A 16944-nucleotide genomic window follows, 5' to 3' on the forward strand; every position below is an offset into this window, starting at 1 on the left:
AAGTCTATCCCTCTACAATAGGAGATTTTTTTAGGCTTGTAAATGAAAAATAACCCATAAATGATACTATAAGGAAGTTGTTTGCAAGACTAGTGCCATAATCCCGGAATAACGGACAGTTCTCCACGCAGAATGTCCAGTAAAAATTTTTACCGGACATTTTCCTATCCAATTTGTCTCTAACCTCCACTTTTTCTCTCCGCCCGGCAGCATGTAAATCGTAGAAGCGCTCTATCGGTTCCTTTTTCGCGCAGTAAACCAGTGGGGCTTAGACACCAACTAACCTACACAATGCGGGATGACGGTGGAATGTGTGGCGGCAAGCACAGTACGACTGCACCACAAACACACAAAAACCCGGACGCTGCGGTCTCCAACTGTCGTCCGGGTCGTGATACATATACCAATTGTCTATGCTTTTTCCCAGGTGGTATTCAGTTCCACACCCGCGGCTTCAAGTGTTGTGAACACGGGGCAGCGCGCGTCGGTCAAACGCTTCAGCTCCTGGACGCGTTCCTCTGACTCACTCGTTGTCACTTTGGCGTGGACGGTGACCGTCTGAAAATACGGCCGCACCCCTTCGACACCCTGCATGCCGCGCGGATCAATATCACCCGAGATATCAAAGGTCAGCCCCTGCAGGTCAAAATCCAGCTCTTTCGCCACGAAGTTTGCGACGACGTTTTCGCAGCCGGCAAGAGACCCGAGCATCGTCGTCAGAGGATCCGGGGCAGTGTCGTTTCCGCCCAGACTCTGCGGTTCGTCAATTTCAATGCGGTGCTTTCCCGATTCTGCCACGGTTTTCATGTTTTCGGATTCACTACTGATGTGAAAATTCATGTGCTGCGCCACTCTTATTTCCTCCTTTAAGAACGAATTTCTTTCATAATATATTTATCCAGCTTTTTCTTTTCTCTCCAGGCCTGCCTGCTGATATACGTCTTGCTGCCGCGGCGGTAGAAGCCTGTCCTGTGCCCCATATTCAATACAAGCGATTCTTTCTTCGGCGGCTTGAACGTTTTGAGCTTTGTTTTGCCGCGCAGCATACGATCGAGGTTTTCCTCCAGTACTTTTGCCTCCTGAAATGCCGTTATGCTGTCTTTGGACGTATTCACTTCCTCCTGCAGCACCGTTCCGGCGCCGCTTCCGAAAATATCCGGACTGCCGACCGTCTGCAGCGTGGAAGAAAGAAGCAGATATCCTTTATCGTCCACCGGCAGATCCGCATAATCAAAGATGAGCGGCGGTTTTGCTCCATCCAGCCAGAGCACCTGACCATATGGCAGCACTCTGCTTCCGGCGTATATGACATCTGCATCGATCCGCTCCACCGGCATGTTTTCATAAAGGAGCAGTCCCCGCTCATCAAGCAGATCTCTCACGTTGTCCCGTACATCTTTGTTCTCTTCCGGAAGAACGGGACCGCTTGTGATAAGGGTCACCGGTGTCTTCTTACGATTCGCCCTGCGCCATGCCTGCAGCGATAAAGCAAACTCTACGCCGAAAGCACCGCCGCCGGCCACAACAGGATATTCTGTGTACTGCATGCTCGCCGCTGTCATTGGAATTTCTTCATGCGGATTCAAAAACAAAGCATGATCACGCACCCCCGGAACGGTTCCAGTCTCCTGACGCAGTCCCATTCCGGCGGATAAAAGATCATACGAAAGCGACTTGCCGCTCTCGGTTAAAACCGTTTTCCGGTCCCGGTCCACAGCGGTCACTTTTTCTTCCAGAAAACGCCCGCCGTTTCTGTGGCAGAATTCCGCCAGATCGACACGGATATCTTCCAGGCTGTACTGATCCTCCATATACAACCCTGTCATTTCGGGAAAATATTTATACCTTGATGGCGAAATCAACGTCCATTCCGTGTCTTTCGGGGTGTTTTTTTTCCAATTTTTCAGAACAGAGAGATTGGCATATCCCGCTCCCACAAATAAGACTTGGTTACTCACTATGTGCTCCTCCTTTTTCCAGTCAAACGCACAAAGTGGAATGACTGCCCTGCAAATGTAAGTATCTACTGCCTATCTTCCTCTTTTCGACAATAGGCAAACATACACCTTTCCCGTTATAAACAAGAGGCTGCGGGGGCACCCCAAAAAGGAGGCCTCCGCATCAGGAGGCGCCCGTCGTATCTTCTTTATGGACGGCGTATACGACAAGTCTCTTTTCGTGCGTGCCGGCATTTTCATTAAATTCGCCCGTGCAGGTAATTAATTTCAGCTGTCTTCGATACGACCACCCAAATATTTCTTCCACGGGAGCATCGCTGCGATCATAACTTTTTTGGTTTTGAACAATGAATGTCTCCTGTTCTCCATTGTTTCCCCTTACGATGATCTCATCCCCTGCTTTTAGTTTTTCCAGTTCAAAGAAAACCGCAGGACCTGTTTTACTGTCTACGTGTCCGGCAAGAACAGCACTCCCCTGCTCTCCGGGACGGTAACCAGGCCCGTACCAGCCCACGTCTTCTACATTTTCCGGCTCCCCCATTTTGCCGCTCGGAAGACGGCCGACCTTGTTAACCGCTGCTTCCACCGAAATCGCCGGGATATTCACTGCAGCTGGTATGATTCCCTGTTTCTTCTTTTCATCCGTTTCTTCTGCCGTACTGGCTTGAAATGTGTCGGAAAGCGAGGTTTGCTCTGTTGTTTGTGAATCCTGCTCTGCTGACTGCTGCATTCCACCGGTGTTTTCGGTCACGGTGTTTGTACAGCCGGCCAGCAGAAAAAGCAGCAGGAAAATACCCATGATCTGTTTCATCGTACACCTCCTTTAGAAAGAACAGACCTGTGTTAAAAGTCAAAAGTTCTTCGCTGACATGTGGGGCATGTGCTGTAGACGGGTGCTTTTTCTCCAACGTACAAGCGTGGCATCTGGAGCTGGGCAGCGGTTGTACCGGCACGGAGCGGCTCCGCGGACACTAAATCGCCCCATAGCATACATAGTGTCCATGGAAGTAGAATCGGGGGATACTAAGACTCTCAGCCGGCAGATATTGTCCATTGGGTTTCCGCCGGCACCCACTACCTCCTGATTTCAGCGGCGTAGTGTCCACCAAACGGTGATCCGTGGACAATACGTTATTATTTTTCGATGGTAGTATCCACGGGCTGCGCCTTGTTCCCTCTGGAGACGCCGCCTTCCACTCCTGCCTATGATGAAAAGGGAGCTGTACCATTTGATACAACTCCCTTTTCAGCTGTTTATTACGCCTTTTTCCGGCGGTAACCGATAAAGAGGCCGGCGGATACGACAATCATAGAACTCCAGGCCATCATCCATGCGCCTGTCCCGGATGAGTCGCTCGTTCCGCCCATACCTGTTTTCGGCATTTCAGACGGCATATCTGTTTCAAAATCAGAAGGGTGCTGGCTCACAATCGCTCCGGACAGACCCTCTCCCACGCCAAACATGTGGCCATAGGCTTCTCTCATCTGATCATAAGCCATCTCATAGTCTCCGGCCATATAACTGTCAAACGAGCCGGTCAGTTGATCGACGTGCATCTGCAGTCCCTGCGCCAGGTTATCTGCATTCAATTCTCCTTCTGTCGCTGTCTCCAGAAACTTGGAAAACTCCATTCTGTATTCATCCAGATTGGACAGTGCCTGTTCTTTTGCTTCTTCATCGCCTGCTCCTGCTGCCTCAACATAATCAACAAAATACCCGATGTGCTCTTCCCACATCATTTTAAAATCTTCCTGCGCCTGTTTCCCGTATACCGAACCGATCTGGGCAGCAAGATCCTCTGTATTGCCCTGAAGTGCGGCGGCCGCGTTTTCAAAATCTTCCGCGCCGTCTCCGCCTTTCTGCATCGCAAGAACAGCCAGAGCAGCGTGTTCAGAAAGGGTATGATTCAAGCCTGCCCGAAGATCTGCAGCCGGAGTGGCTGGGCTTGTATTTCCGAAATCTTCAGGAAACTGATTCGTTACAGCGGTGGACAACCCTTTTCCTACCCCGTACATATGCTCCATGCTGGCGCGGAGATCACTGTACGCTTCTTCATAATTGCCCGCTTCATAGTTATCAAATGAACCGATCAACTGGTTCACATGCATCTGCAGCCCTTCGGCGAGAGCCGATGCTTCAAGTCTTTCGTTGGTTGCTGTCTCCAGAAACTCCGAGAAATCCGCGCGGTAATTATCCAGCGCGTTCAATGCTTCCTTCTGCGCCATGTCATTATCTTCTGCCGCGGCGTTCACGTAATCCACAAAATAACCAATGTGTTCCGACCACATGTTGTTAAACTGTTCCCCGGCTTCTTCCCCGTACACAGAAGAGATGGCACCGGTTAAATCTTCTGTATTCTCTTCCAGCGCCGAAGCGGCGGCGTCAAAATCTTCCGCGCCGTCTATGCCTTTTTGCATCGTGACTACGGCCAGGTAAGCATGTTCGGACAAATACTGGTCCAACGTCGCCCGCAGATCCGCGGCCGGTGTCGATACGGACGGCCCCATTTCTTCAGCTTTGGCTCCTGTTTTTCCTTCTTCCGCCGGCTCCGCTGCTAACCCTGGAGCGGCCGGCACCATGATAGCTGCCGCTAACGGAATCGCTGTCATCGTTCGTTTCAGATTCATCTTCCATCACTCCTTTAAAATGGTTTCATTGAGCTAACGCAGCAAAAGGGAAATTGGATCATAATTATTTAAAAATTTTTTCTGCGGCGGTATTCTGTTCCAGATCGGCAGGGTGAAAATCCATTAATAAGAAGTATCGAATAAAAAAGACGGAGCGGGGCTATCTTCCCGTACTCCGTCTTTTCAAATTAGCACCTTTTTTAGATTATGATAGAAATACAGAGAGCTGTCAGGACCATTCGGCCTGCATGACTACTTCGCCCTGGGGCTGTTCATTACCCGGCTGCGGTTCTTTCGATACAGCTACCGCATCCCAGTCACCCTGCCTGTTTTCCAGTTTATACAATACACCGCCGGCTCCTGCTTCATTTGTCGTAAAGGATCCGGCCGGCACAGGTGTACCATCTTCAAACAGCCATACCTGATACACTTCCTCATTCGTCAGTGCTTCCAGGTTCTGTGCCTGAACAAGAAGTTCGGCCGATTCGTTTTGTTCCACAAGCGCAGCCGTCCCCCCGCTTTGTCCCTCATCTGACGGGAGAAATGTCGCTGTCTGAATCGAATCCTGGGTACCGGGGGATGTGCCGCTTTCTTCGTCCTGAAGATCCGACAGAGCGGTCCGGGTATCCGATAACTCCTGCTCGAGTTCCTGATTCTCCGACGAAAGGTTTTGAAGCTGGGACGTCGTATAAATATTCATACCGAGCGAAAGAAGGAGACCGGCAGCAAGCGCCACTCCCGCCGTTTTCGTCCCGCTCCACGTTTTTTTGGCGGTGACACGTGCAGGTTCTTCTTGTTGGTCTTCTTCCAGAACATGACCAAGAACCCTGCCTTTTAAACCATCAGGCGGATCGACCTGTTTCACGTGAAACGCAGTATCTCCCGCGGCGTCTTCGATTTCCTGAAGCTCTTCACGGCACGTTTCACATTCCTGAAGGTGCTGTTCAAATGCCTGTTTTTCTTCTTCGGTCAGCCGGTCATTGATGTAATCGATAAGATGATGGCATGTTTTATTTTCCATGGTCGATCCCCCTTTCTTCCGCCAGATTTTCTTTTAGTTTCTGTAAAGCCAGCCGGATTCTTCCTTTCACCGTGCCGAGTGGAATATCACAGGCATTCGAGATTTCCTGCTGGGAATACCCTTGAAAATAAAACAGGCAGATCATGCGCTGCTGGGCATCCGGCAGCGTGTGAATGGCGCTTTGCAGTTCATCACGCTCTTCTTTGCTTTCGATTTCCTGTTCCACTCCGGGCATCTCTTCATGGCGGGAATCCCGCTCCTCCCACTCCACTTCCTGCGTCTTGTTTTTGCGGTTGCGGTCGATGGACGCATTGCGGGTCACAGTAAGCAGCCAGCTTGAAAACTTCCCCTTTTCCTCCCTGTACTGCCCGGATCCTTTGTCCTTCCACAGCTTCAAAAACACGTCCTGCATCACTTCTTCAGAAGCCTGCGAATCGTTTGTCATTCGAAAAGCAAAGGAATAAAGAAGCCTCTCGTATCTGTCATACAGCATTTCAAGCGCTTCCCGGTCCCGCTCCCGGATGCGGTCATACAACTCCTTATCGGTCGGTTTGTTCATATACGTATCTCCTTTGACGCCTCTGGAGAACCATTCATCCAGTTAACGTTAAAATGAAGGGATTGGATGTATAATGCCTGACATTTCCTCCAAAAGAATCAGTTTCTATTGTTATTCCCTTTGTGCCGCCATATATAAAGATAATGGTGTAAATAATTACCAGCGGACCGCATCCAGTACCTGAAATGTCCGGTCTATCTGTTCCGGACTCCATCCCCAGCTTTCGATTTCACGTTTCAGTTCCTTCATGGAAGAACGTCCCCTTACGAAACCATTGAGTCTTGCCGTCACCGTCGAATCCCGGAACGATGCTTCATCGGGATACAACGCAGAGAGGGTCTGCACCGCCTTTTTATACCGGCGCAGGAAATATTTCTGATGATAATTTTCCGCTGTATAAAAGGTGCTCCGTGCCTTGATTTCTGTCTGTACCGTTTCACCCAGCTCTTTTTCCAGTTCTGCTTTGGAAGCCAGTGCTTTTTCTTGCTGCTCGTTATTATCATACATCAACAGTGACATATACTGGCGTTTTCCGAACGGACTTTTCATCGTGGGATTATGATTCTGCCAGAAAAGGTCCAGCAGTTCGTCATAACTGATAATGGAAGAGTCAAACTTAATCTCAAGGGATTCCGTATGATCCCCTATCTTCCTGTACGTTGGTTCCGGCGTGGTTCCACCCGAAAAGCCGGTCCGTGTGCGGTATACTCCTTGAAGCTGCCCAAACTGGGCATCAGGTCCCCAGAATCAACCGAGTCCAAATACTGCGGTTTCCATGGTTGTCTCCCCCTTGTACATGATTATCCTTTCAGTTTAAAGGACTGCACTTCGCAATGCAAAAACGGTTCCGCGGCTTTTCTTTTCCATGCATGAAACGTTTTTTCACAAAAACTATAAATCTACTCTTGCATTTACCACCAGGTATAGATAAAATTTAAATCGTAACTATTACGATTTAAATGAAGGGGGACGTGTTTCTATGAAAACACTACTTAAGTGCGCTTTGTTTGTGTTCGCTGTCGGTTTTATTCTGGCAGGCTGCGGACAAGGATCCGATTCAAGTGGAGAGTCAGCATCGGGGTCTGAATCAACAGAGTCTGCTGAAACAAAACAGACATCCGGAAGTTCAGAAGAAAGTGAATCTTCCAATTCTTCCGATTCGTCAGAATCATCCGCATCAAAGGGGCAGAGTTCCGAAAGTGGATCGTCATCTGAAGAACATTCCCACAACCACGATCACAGTCATAACCACAGTCATGGTGAAGGTGAGGCACATAATCACAGCCACGGAGACGGGCACAGCCACAGCATGAGTGAAGAGGAACAGCAGATTTACAATGGCTGGTTTGAAGACAGCCAGGTAAAAGACCGCTCCCTGTCCGATTGGGAAGGAGACTGGCAGTCGGTTTATCCTTACCTGCAGGACGGCACTCTTGATGAAGTATTCTCCCATAAGGCAGAAGAAGGAGAAAGAACAGCTGAAGGGTATAAGGAATACTACACCAAAGGATACAAAACAGACGTGAACCGGATTGTTATTGAAGGACAAACTGTCACGTTCTATAAAAACGGGGAAGAAATGTCCGCGGATTATGCCTACGACGGCTACGAAATTCTGGAATACGAGGCCGGCAACCGTGGAGTCCGCTATATTTTTAAGAAAGAAGGGGACTCCAGTGAGGCTCCCGGCTATATCCAGTTCAGTGACCACGGGATTGCCCCGAAAGATGCCTACCACTTCCACCTTTACTGGGGAGACGACCGCCAGGCGCTGCTTGACGAAGTAACCAACTGGCCTACGTATTATCCGTCTGATTTAAGCGGGGAGGAAATTGTCCAGGAAATGAAAGCACACTAGAAGGTGGATTCAAGTAAGAAACGGAGCGGAGCGGGATTAGTTTCCCGCTCCGTCTTTTTTTGCGTTGGCTGCTAAAGCCGCACATTCAGCAGGTATTTCTTCTTACTTGGCTTGTAAATGAGCATATTTGGCCTGTAAGATAAGATTCGGCTGGTACTGCCTTTAATTTGGCTCGTAAATCACACTATTTGGCATGTAAACGGCAGAGTTTGGCTGGTATGCTCCCCTTTTCAGACATCCTGCCGACACAATGATCTTCCACACCCTTCTCTGCATATAAAAAACCTGCGGAAGATAAGCTGCCGCAGGCTTCTATGATCATTAGTTATTGACGTTTGTACGATTAAACGGAAGTCGCGCCTTGAGCACCGTCAATGCGGTAATAGGTCCCGGAAATAAACGAAGCACGCTCCGACCCGAGGAAGTGAATTAAATCGGCAATTTCTTCTGGTTCAGCATACCGGTTCATCGGCACACTAGCTTCGAACTGGCTTCTGGCGGATGCCGTGTCATCCGGGCTGGCATTGGATTCAATCGAACGCATCATCTGCGTGTCGACACCGGACGGCGCGACAGCATTCACACGAACACCATGATCGGCTCCTTCCAGGGCTGCCGTTTTGGTTAATCCAACCACCGCATGCTTGGACGCCACGTAAGGCCCCATACCCGGTGCACCTAAAAGGCCGCCATTAGAAGCAAGATTGACAATGGCTCCGCTTCCCTGAGCGGTCATTTCTTTCATCACATATTTTAATCCCGCGAAAACACCTTTCACGTTCACACCTAAAACGTTCTCCAGGTTCTCCATGGTTTGGTCCTGCAGATTGGCGAATTCTCCATTAATACCGGCATTGTTTACAAATACATCAACAGAGCCGTAAACCTCTTTGGCCTGCTGAACGTAATGAGCGGTATCTTCTTCTTTTGTAACATCGGCAGCCACCACCTGCACATCTTCATGATCAAGAGCTTCTGCTGTGCGTTCCAGTGCCTCTTGATTCATATCAACCAATGTTAATTTTGCTCCTTCCGCTGCGACCATTTTCGCAAAAGCGGAACCAATTCCACCAGCGGCGCCGGTAACAATGACACTTTTTCCTTCGTATGACATTCCATATCCTTCTTTCCTGAAAAATTGATTACATTATCATTATAACATCCGTGTGTCTATATCGAAATTAATCTGTCATTGATTCGTCACCTAAAGAGTTATTATTCATTTCGTAAAAAAAATATTTAACTTTTTTAAATTTATGAATCCCCCTTCATGAGCGTACTTGGAGAGTTTTTATCCCGGTTTCAAGGGAATGAGGGGTGTTGAAAAGTGAACGGGTTATTATTACGATAACAATTATTGCATACACAACATGGATTTGCATGCTTATCTACATATGTTTGATGATCTATTTTTTGAGAGAAGCTCCGGAACGTTCCAAAAAATAAAATATTGATGAAAGGGAGAGGTGAAAGTGTGAAACATGTAACGCCGGTATTTTGGATTTCGATTGCGCTTTGTGCTGCCCTGGTTATTTGGGGTGCTGTATCGCCGGGTCAGCTGCAAGGTGTAACAAACACGTTGACATCAGCCTTTTCTACAGGGTTTGGATGGTATTACTTAATTATTGTCGTCTTCATACTAGGGTTTTGTGTATACTTAATTTTCTCTCCATACGGACGAATAAAACTTGGGAGTGATGACGCCGAACCTGAATTCAAACTGCCTACCTGGTTTGCGATGCTTTTCAGTGCCGGAATGGGTATGGGGATGGTATTCTGGACAACCGCAGAACCGATCTCGCACGCCTTTGTGAACTCGCCTGAAGCAGAAACCGGGTCCCAGCAGGCTATCCGTGAATCGCTGCAGTATTCCTTTTTCCACTGGGGGATTCATGCCTGGGCCGTTTATGCCATCGTCGCTCTGGCCCTTGCCTATTTTAAGTTCCACCGCGGATACCCGGGGCTTATAAGTGCAACCCTTATTCCCCTTCTAGGTGAAAAAAGCATGCGCGGCCTGCCAGGCATCCTGATTGACGCACTGGCTGTTTTTGCGACCGTCCTTGGGGTGGCATCCACGCTTGGCTTTGGAACTGCACAGATCAACGAAGGCATGGCGTTTCTCTTTAATACACCGAATACATTTACGGTGCAGATTATCGTGCTTGTCGTTGCCACTGTACTGTTTATCATTTCGGCCTGGTCCGGTATCAGTAAAGGAATCAAACATATGAGTAACATTAACATGTGGCTTGGATTCCTCCTGCTGATCACGCTTTTCATTGTCGGTCCGACGCTTTATATTCTGGACATGTTCACGAGCACAACCGGAAACTACCTGTCAGACTTCTTTCACATGAGCTTCCGGAGTGCTCCGCTTGATGACGGCACTCGGGGCTGGATCGATGCTTGGACGATTTTCTACTGGGCCTGGTGGATTTCCTGGTCACCGTTTGTGGGCATCTTTATTGCCCGAATTTCCAAAGGCCGTTCCATCAAGGAATTTATGCTCGGCGTTCTCTTTGTGCCATCTGTTGTATGCTTTATCTTCTTTTCGGTGTTCGGTGTTTCCGCGCTGAACCTGGAACAGAACGGCATTGCCGAGATTTCCCAGTATCCGATGGAAACAGCGACGTTCGCGGTACTTCAGGAATATCCGCTCGGGTTTGTCATGTCGATCGTGACTCTTGTCGTCATCGCCATTTTCTTTATCACTTCCGCCGACTCTGCGACCTTTGTGCTCGGCATGCTGTCGACAAACGGATCGATTGAACCGGCCGGCCTGGTGAAAATTTCATGGGGTGTGGCAATGTCTTTTGTCGCCGCTGTGGTCATGTACTACGGCGGAACCCAGGGGCTGCAGAATACCTTAATCATTGCCGCCCTCCCGTTTTCCATCGTCGTTCTTCTGATGGGGGGTTCCTTCTTCAAAACCGTGCGGGAAGAACGAAGGCGGCAGAAGGAAAAAGAGGAAAAAGCGACATAATAAGGATCCATGGATAAATAAGATGACCACCCAACAAAACAAGCGGGCCATGCCTCTGTTGAAAGAGGCATGGCCCGCTTGTTCACTTAATCAGGACTGTTTTTTATTCAGCGACACGGCAATAGCCGCGCCGACTTCCGCGTTGCTCTTCACAAGGGCAATGTTAGCGTCCAGACTCTGCCCTCCGGTGGATTCCTGTATTTTCTGCAGCAGAAACGGCGTGACATCTTTCCCTGTAATCCCGAGGTTCCCGGCTTCCTGCACCGCCTCCTCAATAACTCCCGAAATGACTTCTTCATCCATGGCGTATTCTCCCGGTATCGGATTCGCGATGACCGCTCCGCCTTCCATGTTCATCCCCCATTTGGCATGAAGGGTGGCTGCCGCCTCCTCTGCTTCATCCACCCGGAAGTGGACAGGGTAGTCACTGGAACGCGTGAAAAAAGCAGGAAGCTGTTCTGTTTTATATCCCATCACCGGGACACCCTTGGTTTCCAGGTATTCCATCGTCAAACCGAGATCCAGAATGGATTTTGCACCGGAACAGATGACGGCTACGTTGGTGCGGGCCAGCTCTTCCAGGTCAGCGGAAATGTCCATGGAATATTCGGCACCCCGGTGGACACCACCGATGCCGCCGGTCACAAAAACAGGGATATCCGCCATGGCTGCACATATCATCGTGGCAGCCACTGTGGTCGCCCCGTGCTTTCCCGCAGCCGCCAAATACGGAAGGTCTTTCCGGGAGGCCTTCGCTACGTCTTCGGAGCGGGCAAGAATATCCAGCTCCTCATCACTAAGCCCGATTTTAATCTGCCCATCAAGCAGTGCGATCGTAGCGGGTACCGCACCTTGGTCCCGGATAATCTGTTCTACGTCCCGTGCCGTCTGAACATTCTGCGGATACGGCATGCCGTGGGAAATAATCGTCGATTCAAGCGCCACAACCGGCTTTTTCTCCTCCCGCGCGGTACGTACTTCGTCGGACAATGTTATAAATGTATTCATGATCTCTCCTCCATTCTTTTGTTTAACCAATCTGCCGTCATCGTCTCTTTGCCGGCTGTGTCTGATGTTAATACCGCGGCCGCCTGTATCATTCCCGCTTCTGCAGCTGATTTCACGTCCCATCCTTCAAGCCAGGCATAAAACAGGGCGGCACAGAAAGCATCACCGGCCCCCGTCACATCCGCGATCTTCTCCACCGGCTCTGACGGAAGATGAAAAATACCGGAAGCCGTACTTCCTATCACAGCGCCGAGACCTCCACCGGTAATGACGACGTGGGCGGCACCTTTTTCCAACCACTCGGAAGCTGCGTTTCTCCAGTCTTCCCCGCTCTCAATGGACACGCCAAGCGCCGCTTCGGATTCATCTTTGTTTGTCACAAGCCACGTTACTCCTTCCAGCCTTTCCGGAAGCCGCTGCATTTTGGGAGCGGATACCGCGGTAAGCATGAGAGGCACTTGATATTCAAGGGCTTTCTGACGGATGACTTCCAGTGTTTCTGCGGGGCAGTTCAAGTCAGCGGCTATACCGCCGGCCTGCTGCAGTACACGCTCATTGGACCGGATATATTCCGGAGTGATGGACTCATAAATCTCCATATCCGCAAAAGCGAGCGTCATACTGCCTTGCTCGTCCAGAACCGCTGTATAAGAGCCCGTTGTTTTTTCATGAAGCACGGCGGCATGGTCCATGTTCATATAACCGGCTGACGCCTCCTGCAGCGTGATCCAGTCCGCATCCATCCCGGCTGTCGTGAGCAGTGTGGTTTCCTTCTCCAGCCGGCCGAGATTTTCTGCCAGATTCCGTGCCACACCACCTGCACTCTCTGTCGATATAATCGGGTTCGACGTCCCCCACTGCAGGGTTTCTTTCACATGATATTTCCGGTCCACGTTCGCTGCTCCTATGCATACGACCGGCCTCGTTTCATTGATAACATAAGCTTTGCCAAGAATATAGCTTTTCCGGACGAGACCGGATATGATATTGGCCACGGCGGGTCTTGAGAGTCCAACCGCTTCAGCCAGATCAAGCTGGGACACATAAGGATCATCTTTGATGCGCGTGAAAACCTGTTTTTCTTTTTCCGTCATCGGCTCTCTATTATTGTAGGCGGGCATATCTTCACCTCTTTAAACATGTGTTTTTAAAATAAAACTTTTGTTTAAATCCATTTTACACACTCTCCCGCAGACCGTCAACTCGTTTTCCCATTAAAATAGAGCCGGGGTTTCCATGCGGTGGAAAACGCCGGCTCTGCGAGGTCTTTTATTATTTCAGTCGAACGATATCAGGATGGTTGGTCGTGATGACAAGTTCCTGGGACAGAAGACACAGCCGTTCCACGGCGGACTTTTTGTTAACTGTCCATACATTCACCCTGTAGCCGTTATACAGCATCAGATCCACAATGCCCTGCCCTGCCATTTCATGATAAAGCATCATGCATTCCGCGCCGGCATCTTCCATCTGCTCAAGCGGAATAACCGGCCGGTTCATGAAAATCAGGCCGGTTTGTACCACGGCATCCATCTGTTTGATTTTTTTCACCGCTGTGTGATCGAACGAGCCGACCAGCGTGGATCCTGTCAGCTCGTACTTATGAAGGAGGCGTACGACCTTCTCTTCAAGACCCGGGTATATGTTCCTCCGCTGTTTCAGCTCTATCGTCAGCGTCTGTCTGCGGTTGATCCGCCGGAGAACATCTTCCAGTGTCGGTATCTGTTCGCCTGCAAATCGTTCATCGAACCAGGACCCGGCATCGAGAGCCTTCAGTTCATTGACGGTGTAATCCCGCACCGCTCCTTTTCCATTGGTGGTGCGCTTCACCGTCTGATCATGAATCACGACCGGTACGTTATCGCGCGACAGGTGGACATCCAGTTCAATTCCGTCCACATCCGGGGAATTCCATGCCAGCTCAAACGCAGCGAGTGTATTTTCCGGAGCCTTTCCCGACCATCCCCGGTGAGCAATGCACTGTACCATTTCCAGAACCCCTCTTTCCTCTTCTCCTTCCAGTATACAAAAAATTTCCGCCTTCGTGTTTACATGAAAATGATTTAACCAACAATGGGAACAAACAGGAGTTTTATTTCAGGAGGGGAAACCAATGAACACAGCAGTGAGCCGAAGCGGCCGGCAGCGACCGGGCATCATCCGGCTGTTGATCCGATTGATGCTGCTTGCAGGTATTATCGGCATGATCGGTATATTAGCGGCCGCAGGCTCTGCTTATCTGCTTCAGCCGCCGCCAATCCATGTCGATCAATCCACCGTTGTCTACGGGGCCGATCAATCGGTCATCGGAGAACACCATAATGGAAAACAGCGGTATTGGGTAAATCTTGAAGACATCTCCCCGCATCTTGTGCAGGCGTCGGTGGCGGTGGAAGATGATGAATTTTATGAACACAATGGGTTTGACCTAACCCGTATTGTGTCCGCCGCAGCTGTAAACATAAGAACCTTTTCCAAAGCACAGGGTGGAAGCACGATAACCCAGCAGTACGCCAGGAATCTTTTTTTATCTCATGATAAAACGTGGGCACGCAAACTCGAGGAAGCTTTTTATGCGCTTCGTCTGGAAACACATTATGAGAAAAAAGACATTCTCGAAGGGTATCTGAATACGATTTATTTCGGGCACGGCGCCTATGGTATCGAAGCAGCCGCGCGCCTTTATTTTGATACATCCGCCGAGGACCTGTCCCTTGCCCAAGCGTCTCTTCTGGCCGGTTTGCCGAAAGGTCCTTCATATTATTCCCCGTTTTCCCATCCTGACCGGGCCCATGAGCGGCAGAAGCTTGTGCTGTCCGCCATGGAACAGACGGGCGTGATTACCGCCGAAGAAAAAGAAAATGCCGAAAACGCCCCTCTTTCCCTGGAACCACCCGGTCAGTTATCCGACGACCGGGTCGGCCCGTATTTTCAGGACCACGTTCAGTCTCTGGTGGAACAAAAATACGATATCGATCCTAAACTGGTGGAACAGGGGGGCCTGCGGATTCATACCACACTCGATCCCGAACTGCAGAAAACAGCGGAAAAGTGGTTCCGCAATGAAATTCCAAAAGACTCGGAGCTCCAGGGTGCACTTGTCGCCATGGATCCGGAGACCGGGAATGTCCTCGCCATGGTCGGGGGGAAAAATTATGAGGAAAGCACCTTTAACCGGGCGGCCGATGCAGCACGGGCTCCTGGTTCTGCGCTGAAGCCATTTCTTTACTACGCAGCACTGGAAGACGGGTTCACCCCGTTAACATCTTTTCGAAGCGAACCATCAGAGTTTACCGTTGGCAGCCAGGGACGCACGTATGCCCCCGGCAACTACGGCGAAATCTATGCAAATGATTTCATTCCCATGTATGAAGCGCTCGCGGTATCCGATAACATTTATGCCGTGAAAACCCATATGTCTCTCGGGCCGGAAACCCTTGTATCTACATTGAAAGAAGCCGGGATTACGTCCGATTTATCTCCTATTCCGTCCCTGGCCCTCGGCACGCAGAATGTAAAACCGCTGCAGTTAACAAGTGCGTACCTCCCTTTTGCAAACGGGGGGAAAAAAGCAGAGCCGCGTCTGATCAAAAAGATCACCGATGCAGAGGGGAATGTACTTGTCGAGAATGAACCAGAAACAACTCAAATATTTGATCCTCAAAAAACGTATGTTGTCACGGATATGATGAAAGGCGTTTTTGATGTGTCCATGGATGCCTATACATCGGTAACCGGCCATTCCGTGGCCCATCTGTTTAACCGGCCGCTTGCCGGAAAGAGCGGTTCCACCAATCATGACAGCTGGATGGCCGGTTTTTCTCCCGGCCTTGCCGCCGGTGTATGGATCGGCTACGACGATAACCGGAAAATGAACCACGCCGAAGAAGGGCAGATCTCCAAACGAATCTGGGCACAGTTTATGGAAGAAGGACTTGAAGATGAACTGAAGATGGATTTCCCTTCTCCGGAAGAAATAGTAAAAACTCCGATCGATCCTGAAACCGGACTGCTTGCATCCGAAGAATGCGGCACCTCCCGGACTATCGCTTTTGAAAAAGGAACAGAGCCGCAGCGCTCCTGCACCGAAGAACTCGAAAACAGACAAAACGCCAATCCAGAAGACCATCCAAACGAGAAAGAAGAGCAGCCACCCGGGCAGCAGGAAAAACTCTGGGACCGGCTCAAACGCTGGATGCAACCGTAATATGTTCTAAAACGAAAATGTGCAGAAGGGCCGGTTGGCGCTCCTGCACATTTTGGGTCCTTATTTTAATGCATGTGTGTAGTTCCAGTGTATTCATCATGGTGAAAAAGAACAACCGCTTTGGAGATTGTTCAAAAATTGTTCAAAAAATCAGTTGTCTTCTCCGTCACCGCAATGAGCGTTCAGCGCTTGATGAAGCTCTTCGCTGGAATGATCCCAGTAGTCTTTATTGAACCCTTTAAGAAACTCGCCCAGAATATACTTGGAATGATCATCCATATGATCCACAACCAGTTTACCTTTAAGCGATTTATCCATGTTGTTTACGTGTTCCGGCATGCTTTTGTATCCTTTACGGATCCGTTTGTCAGAGTTCTCAACCAGTGTTTCACACGCTCCTATCCCGGTGTAGCACGGTTCTCCGTTTACATGATCCACAGTCACCCAGATGAGCCAGTACAGTTTCGGTTCGGGAACATCATCTTTATCGGCGGAGAATTTCACTTTTTTTTCAATTTCCGAGCGGGCGTGCAGAGCTCCCATGTCAATAAACGCCCGGTCCTCGGCAGGATCAATGATAACCGGAGTCATATTGTCCAGGCTCATCGTTCCTGCCCCGTAACCACCGTCACCGCCGGTGGAATCCCCGCTCAGGATATTAAAGCCGCCGCTTTTACGTTTCTTGTCATCGTTATCGAAAAGATCCATGCAATCGTCTCCTT

15 protein-coding genes and 1 pseudogene are annotated in these 16944 nt (G+C 49.7%); 4 read left to right on the forward strand and 12 right to left on the reverse strand.

The window, feature by feature from the left end:
• Positions 1-411: 411 nt before the first annotated feature.
• The 3 genes from BM124_RS10865 to BM124_RS10875 all read right to left on the reverse strand — a co-directional run bounded on the left by BM124_RS10865 (position 412) and on the right by BM124_RS10875 (position 2769).
• Positions 412-852: an OsmC family protein gene (locus tag BM124_RS10865; protein WP_244504311.1), complete on the reverse strand. Its 441-nt coding sequence runs from the start codon at positions 850-852 to the stop codon at positions 412-414.
• Between the two features lie 14 nt (positions 853-866).
• Positions 867-1958 (reverse strand): NAD(P)/FAD-dependent oxidoreductase, encoded by a 1092-nt coding sequence (locus BM124_RS10870; RefSeq protein WP_170841107.1) that lies wholly within the window; start codon positions 1956-1958, stop codon positions 867-869.
• Between the two features lie 163 nt (positions 1959-2121).
• A complete protein-coding gene (locus BM124_RS10875; protein ID WP_093337529.1) occupies positions 2122-2769 on the reverse strand; it encodes a class F sortase in 648 nt (215 codons plus the stop codon).
• Between the two features lie 333 nt (positions 2770-3102).
• On the opposite strand from BM124_RS10875, the gene BM124_RS19520 reads away from it, so the two are divergent.
• A complete protein-coding gene (locus BM124_RS19520; RefSeq protein WP_280139734.1) occupies positions 3103-3237 on the forward strand; it encodes a hypothetical protein in 135 nt (44 codons plus the stop codon).
• Here the strand turns inward: BM124_RS19520 and BM124_RS10880 are convergent.
• From BM124_RS10880 to BM124_RS18975, 4 genes and pseudogenes are all read right to left on the reverse strand, one after another.
• Complete coding sequence (locus BM124_RS10880) at positions 3216-4586, reverse strand: copper amine oxidase (RefSeq protein ID WP_093337531.1); 1371 nt, start codon at positions 4584-4586, stop codon at positions 3216-3218. The genes BM124_RS19520 and BM124_RS10880 overlap by 22 nt on opposite strands.
• Positions 4587-4815: 229 nt before the next feature.
• Positions 4816-5607 (reverse strand): anti-sigma factor, encoded by a 792-nt coding sequence (locus BM124_RS10885; RefSeq protein ID WP_093337533.1) that lies wholly within the window; start codon positions 5605-5607, stop codon positions 4816-4818.
• Positions 5597-6166, reverse strand: a complete 570-nt coding sequence (locus BM124_RS10890) for an RNA polymerase sigma factor (RefSeq protein ID WP_090926543.1) — start codon at positions 6164-6166, stop codon at positions 5597-5599. The genes BM124_RS10885 and BM124_RS10890 overlap by 11 nt, the downstream gene beginning before the upstream one ends.
• Before the next feature lie 156 nt (positions 6167-6322).
• Positions 6323-6901: pseudogene (locus BM124_RS18975) on the reverse strand (peptide-methionine (S)-S-oxide reductase MsrA); the annotation flags it as partial.
• A 244-nt stretch (positions 6902-7145) separates the two neighbouring features.
• On the opposite strand from BM124_RS18975, the gene BM124_RS10900 reads away from it, so the two are divergent.
• Entirely contained in the window at positions 7146-8024 is an 879-nt protein-coding gene (locus BM124_RS10900; RefSeq protein ID WP_093337536.1) for a ZinT family metal-binding protein, read from the forward strand.
• 343 nt (positions 8025-8367) lie between these two features.
• Here the strand turns inward: BM124_RS10900 and BM124_RS10905 are convergent, their stop codons facing one another.
• Complete coding sequence (locus tag BM124_RS10905; RefSeq protein ID WP_093337537.1) at positions 8368-9138, reverse strand: SDR family NAD(P)-dependent oxidoreductase; 771 nt, start codon at positions 9136-9138, stop codon at positions 8368-8370.
• A 360-nt stretch (positions 9139-9498) separates the two neighbouring features.
• Here BM124_RS10905 and BM124_RS10910 point away from each other — a divergent pair, with 360 nt between their 5' ends.
• A complete protein-coding gene (locus tag BM124_RS10910; protein ID WP_093337539.1) occupies positions 9499-11007 on the forward strand; it encodes a BCCT family transporter in 1509 nt (502 codons plus the stop codon).
• A gap of 90 nt (positions 11008-11097) precedes the next feature.
• On the opposite strand, the gene BM124_RS10915 is transcribed toward BM124_RS10910, so the two are convergent.
• The 3 genes from BM124_RS10915 to BM124_RS10925 all read right to left on the reverse strand — a co-directional run bounded on the left by BM124_RS10915 (position 11098) and on the right by BM124_RS10925 (position 14004).
• The gene (locus BM124_RS10915) at positions 11098-12015 is read right to left on the reverse strand and encodes a pseudouridine-5'-phosphate glycosidase (protein ID WP_093337541.1); all 918 of its coding nucleotides are present in this window, start codon (positions 12013-12015) and stop codon (positions 11098-11100) included.
• Positions 12012-13136, reverse strand: coding sequence for a PfkB family carbohydrate kinase (locus tag BM124_RS10920; protein ID WP_244504312.1), 1125 nt, complete (start codon positions 13134-13136; stop codon positions 12012-12014). Before BM124_RS10920 ends, BM124_RS10915 begins: the two co-directional genes overlap by 4 nt.
• 151 nt (positions 13137-13287) lie before the next feature.
• A complete protein-coding gene (locus tag BM124_RS10925; protein ID WP_093337542.1) occupies positions 13288-14004 on the reverse strand; it encodes a glycerophosphodiester phosphodiesterase in 717 nt (238 codons plus the stop codon).
• 124 nt (positions 14005-14128) lie between these two features.
• Here BM124_RS10925 and BM124_RS10930 point away from each other — a divergent pair, with 124 nt between their 5' ends.
• A complete protein-coding gene (locus BM124_RS10930) occupies positions 14129-16222 on the forward strand; it encodes a transglycosylase domain-containing protein (RefSeq protein WP_093337544.1) in 2094 nt (697 codons plus the stop codon).
• A gap of 150 nt (positions 16223-16372) precedes the next feature.
• Here the strand turns inward: BM124_RS10930 and BM124_RS10935 are convergent, their stop codons facing one another.
• Entirely contained in the window at positions 16373-16930 is a 558-nt protein-coding gene (locus BM124_RS10935) for a YwhD family protein (RefSeq protein WP_093337547.1), read from the reverse strand.
• Between the last annotated feature and the right edge of the window lie 14 nt (positions 16931-16944).

The organism is Salibacterium halotolerans (assembly GCF_900115625.1).
Taxonomy (GTDB): Bacteria; Bacillota; Bacilli; order Bacillales; family Marinococcaceae; genus Salibacterium; species Salibacterium halotolerans.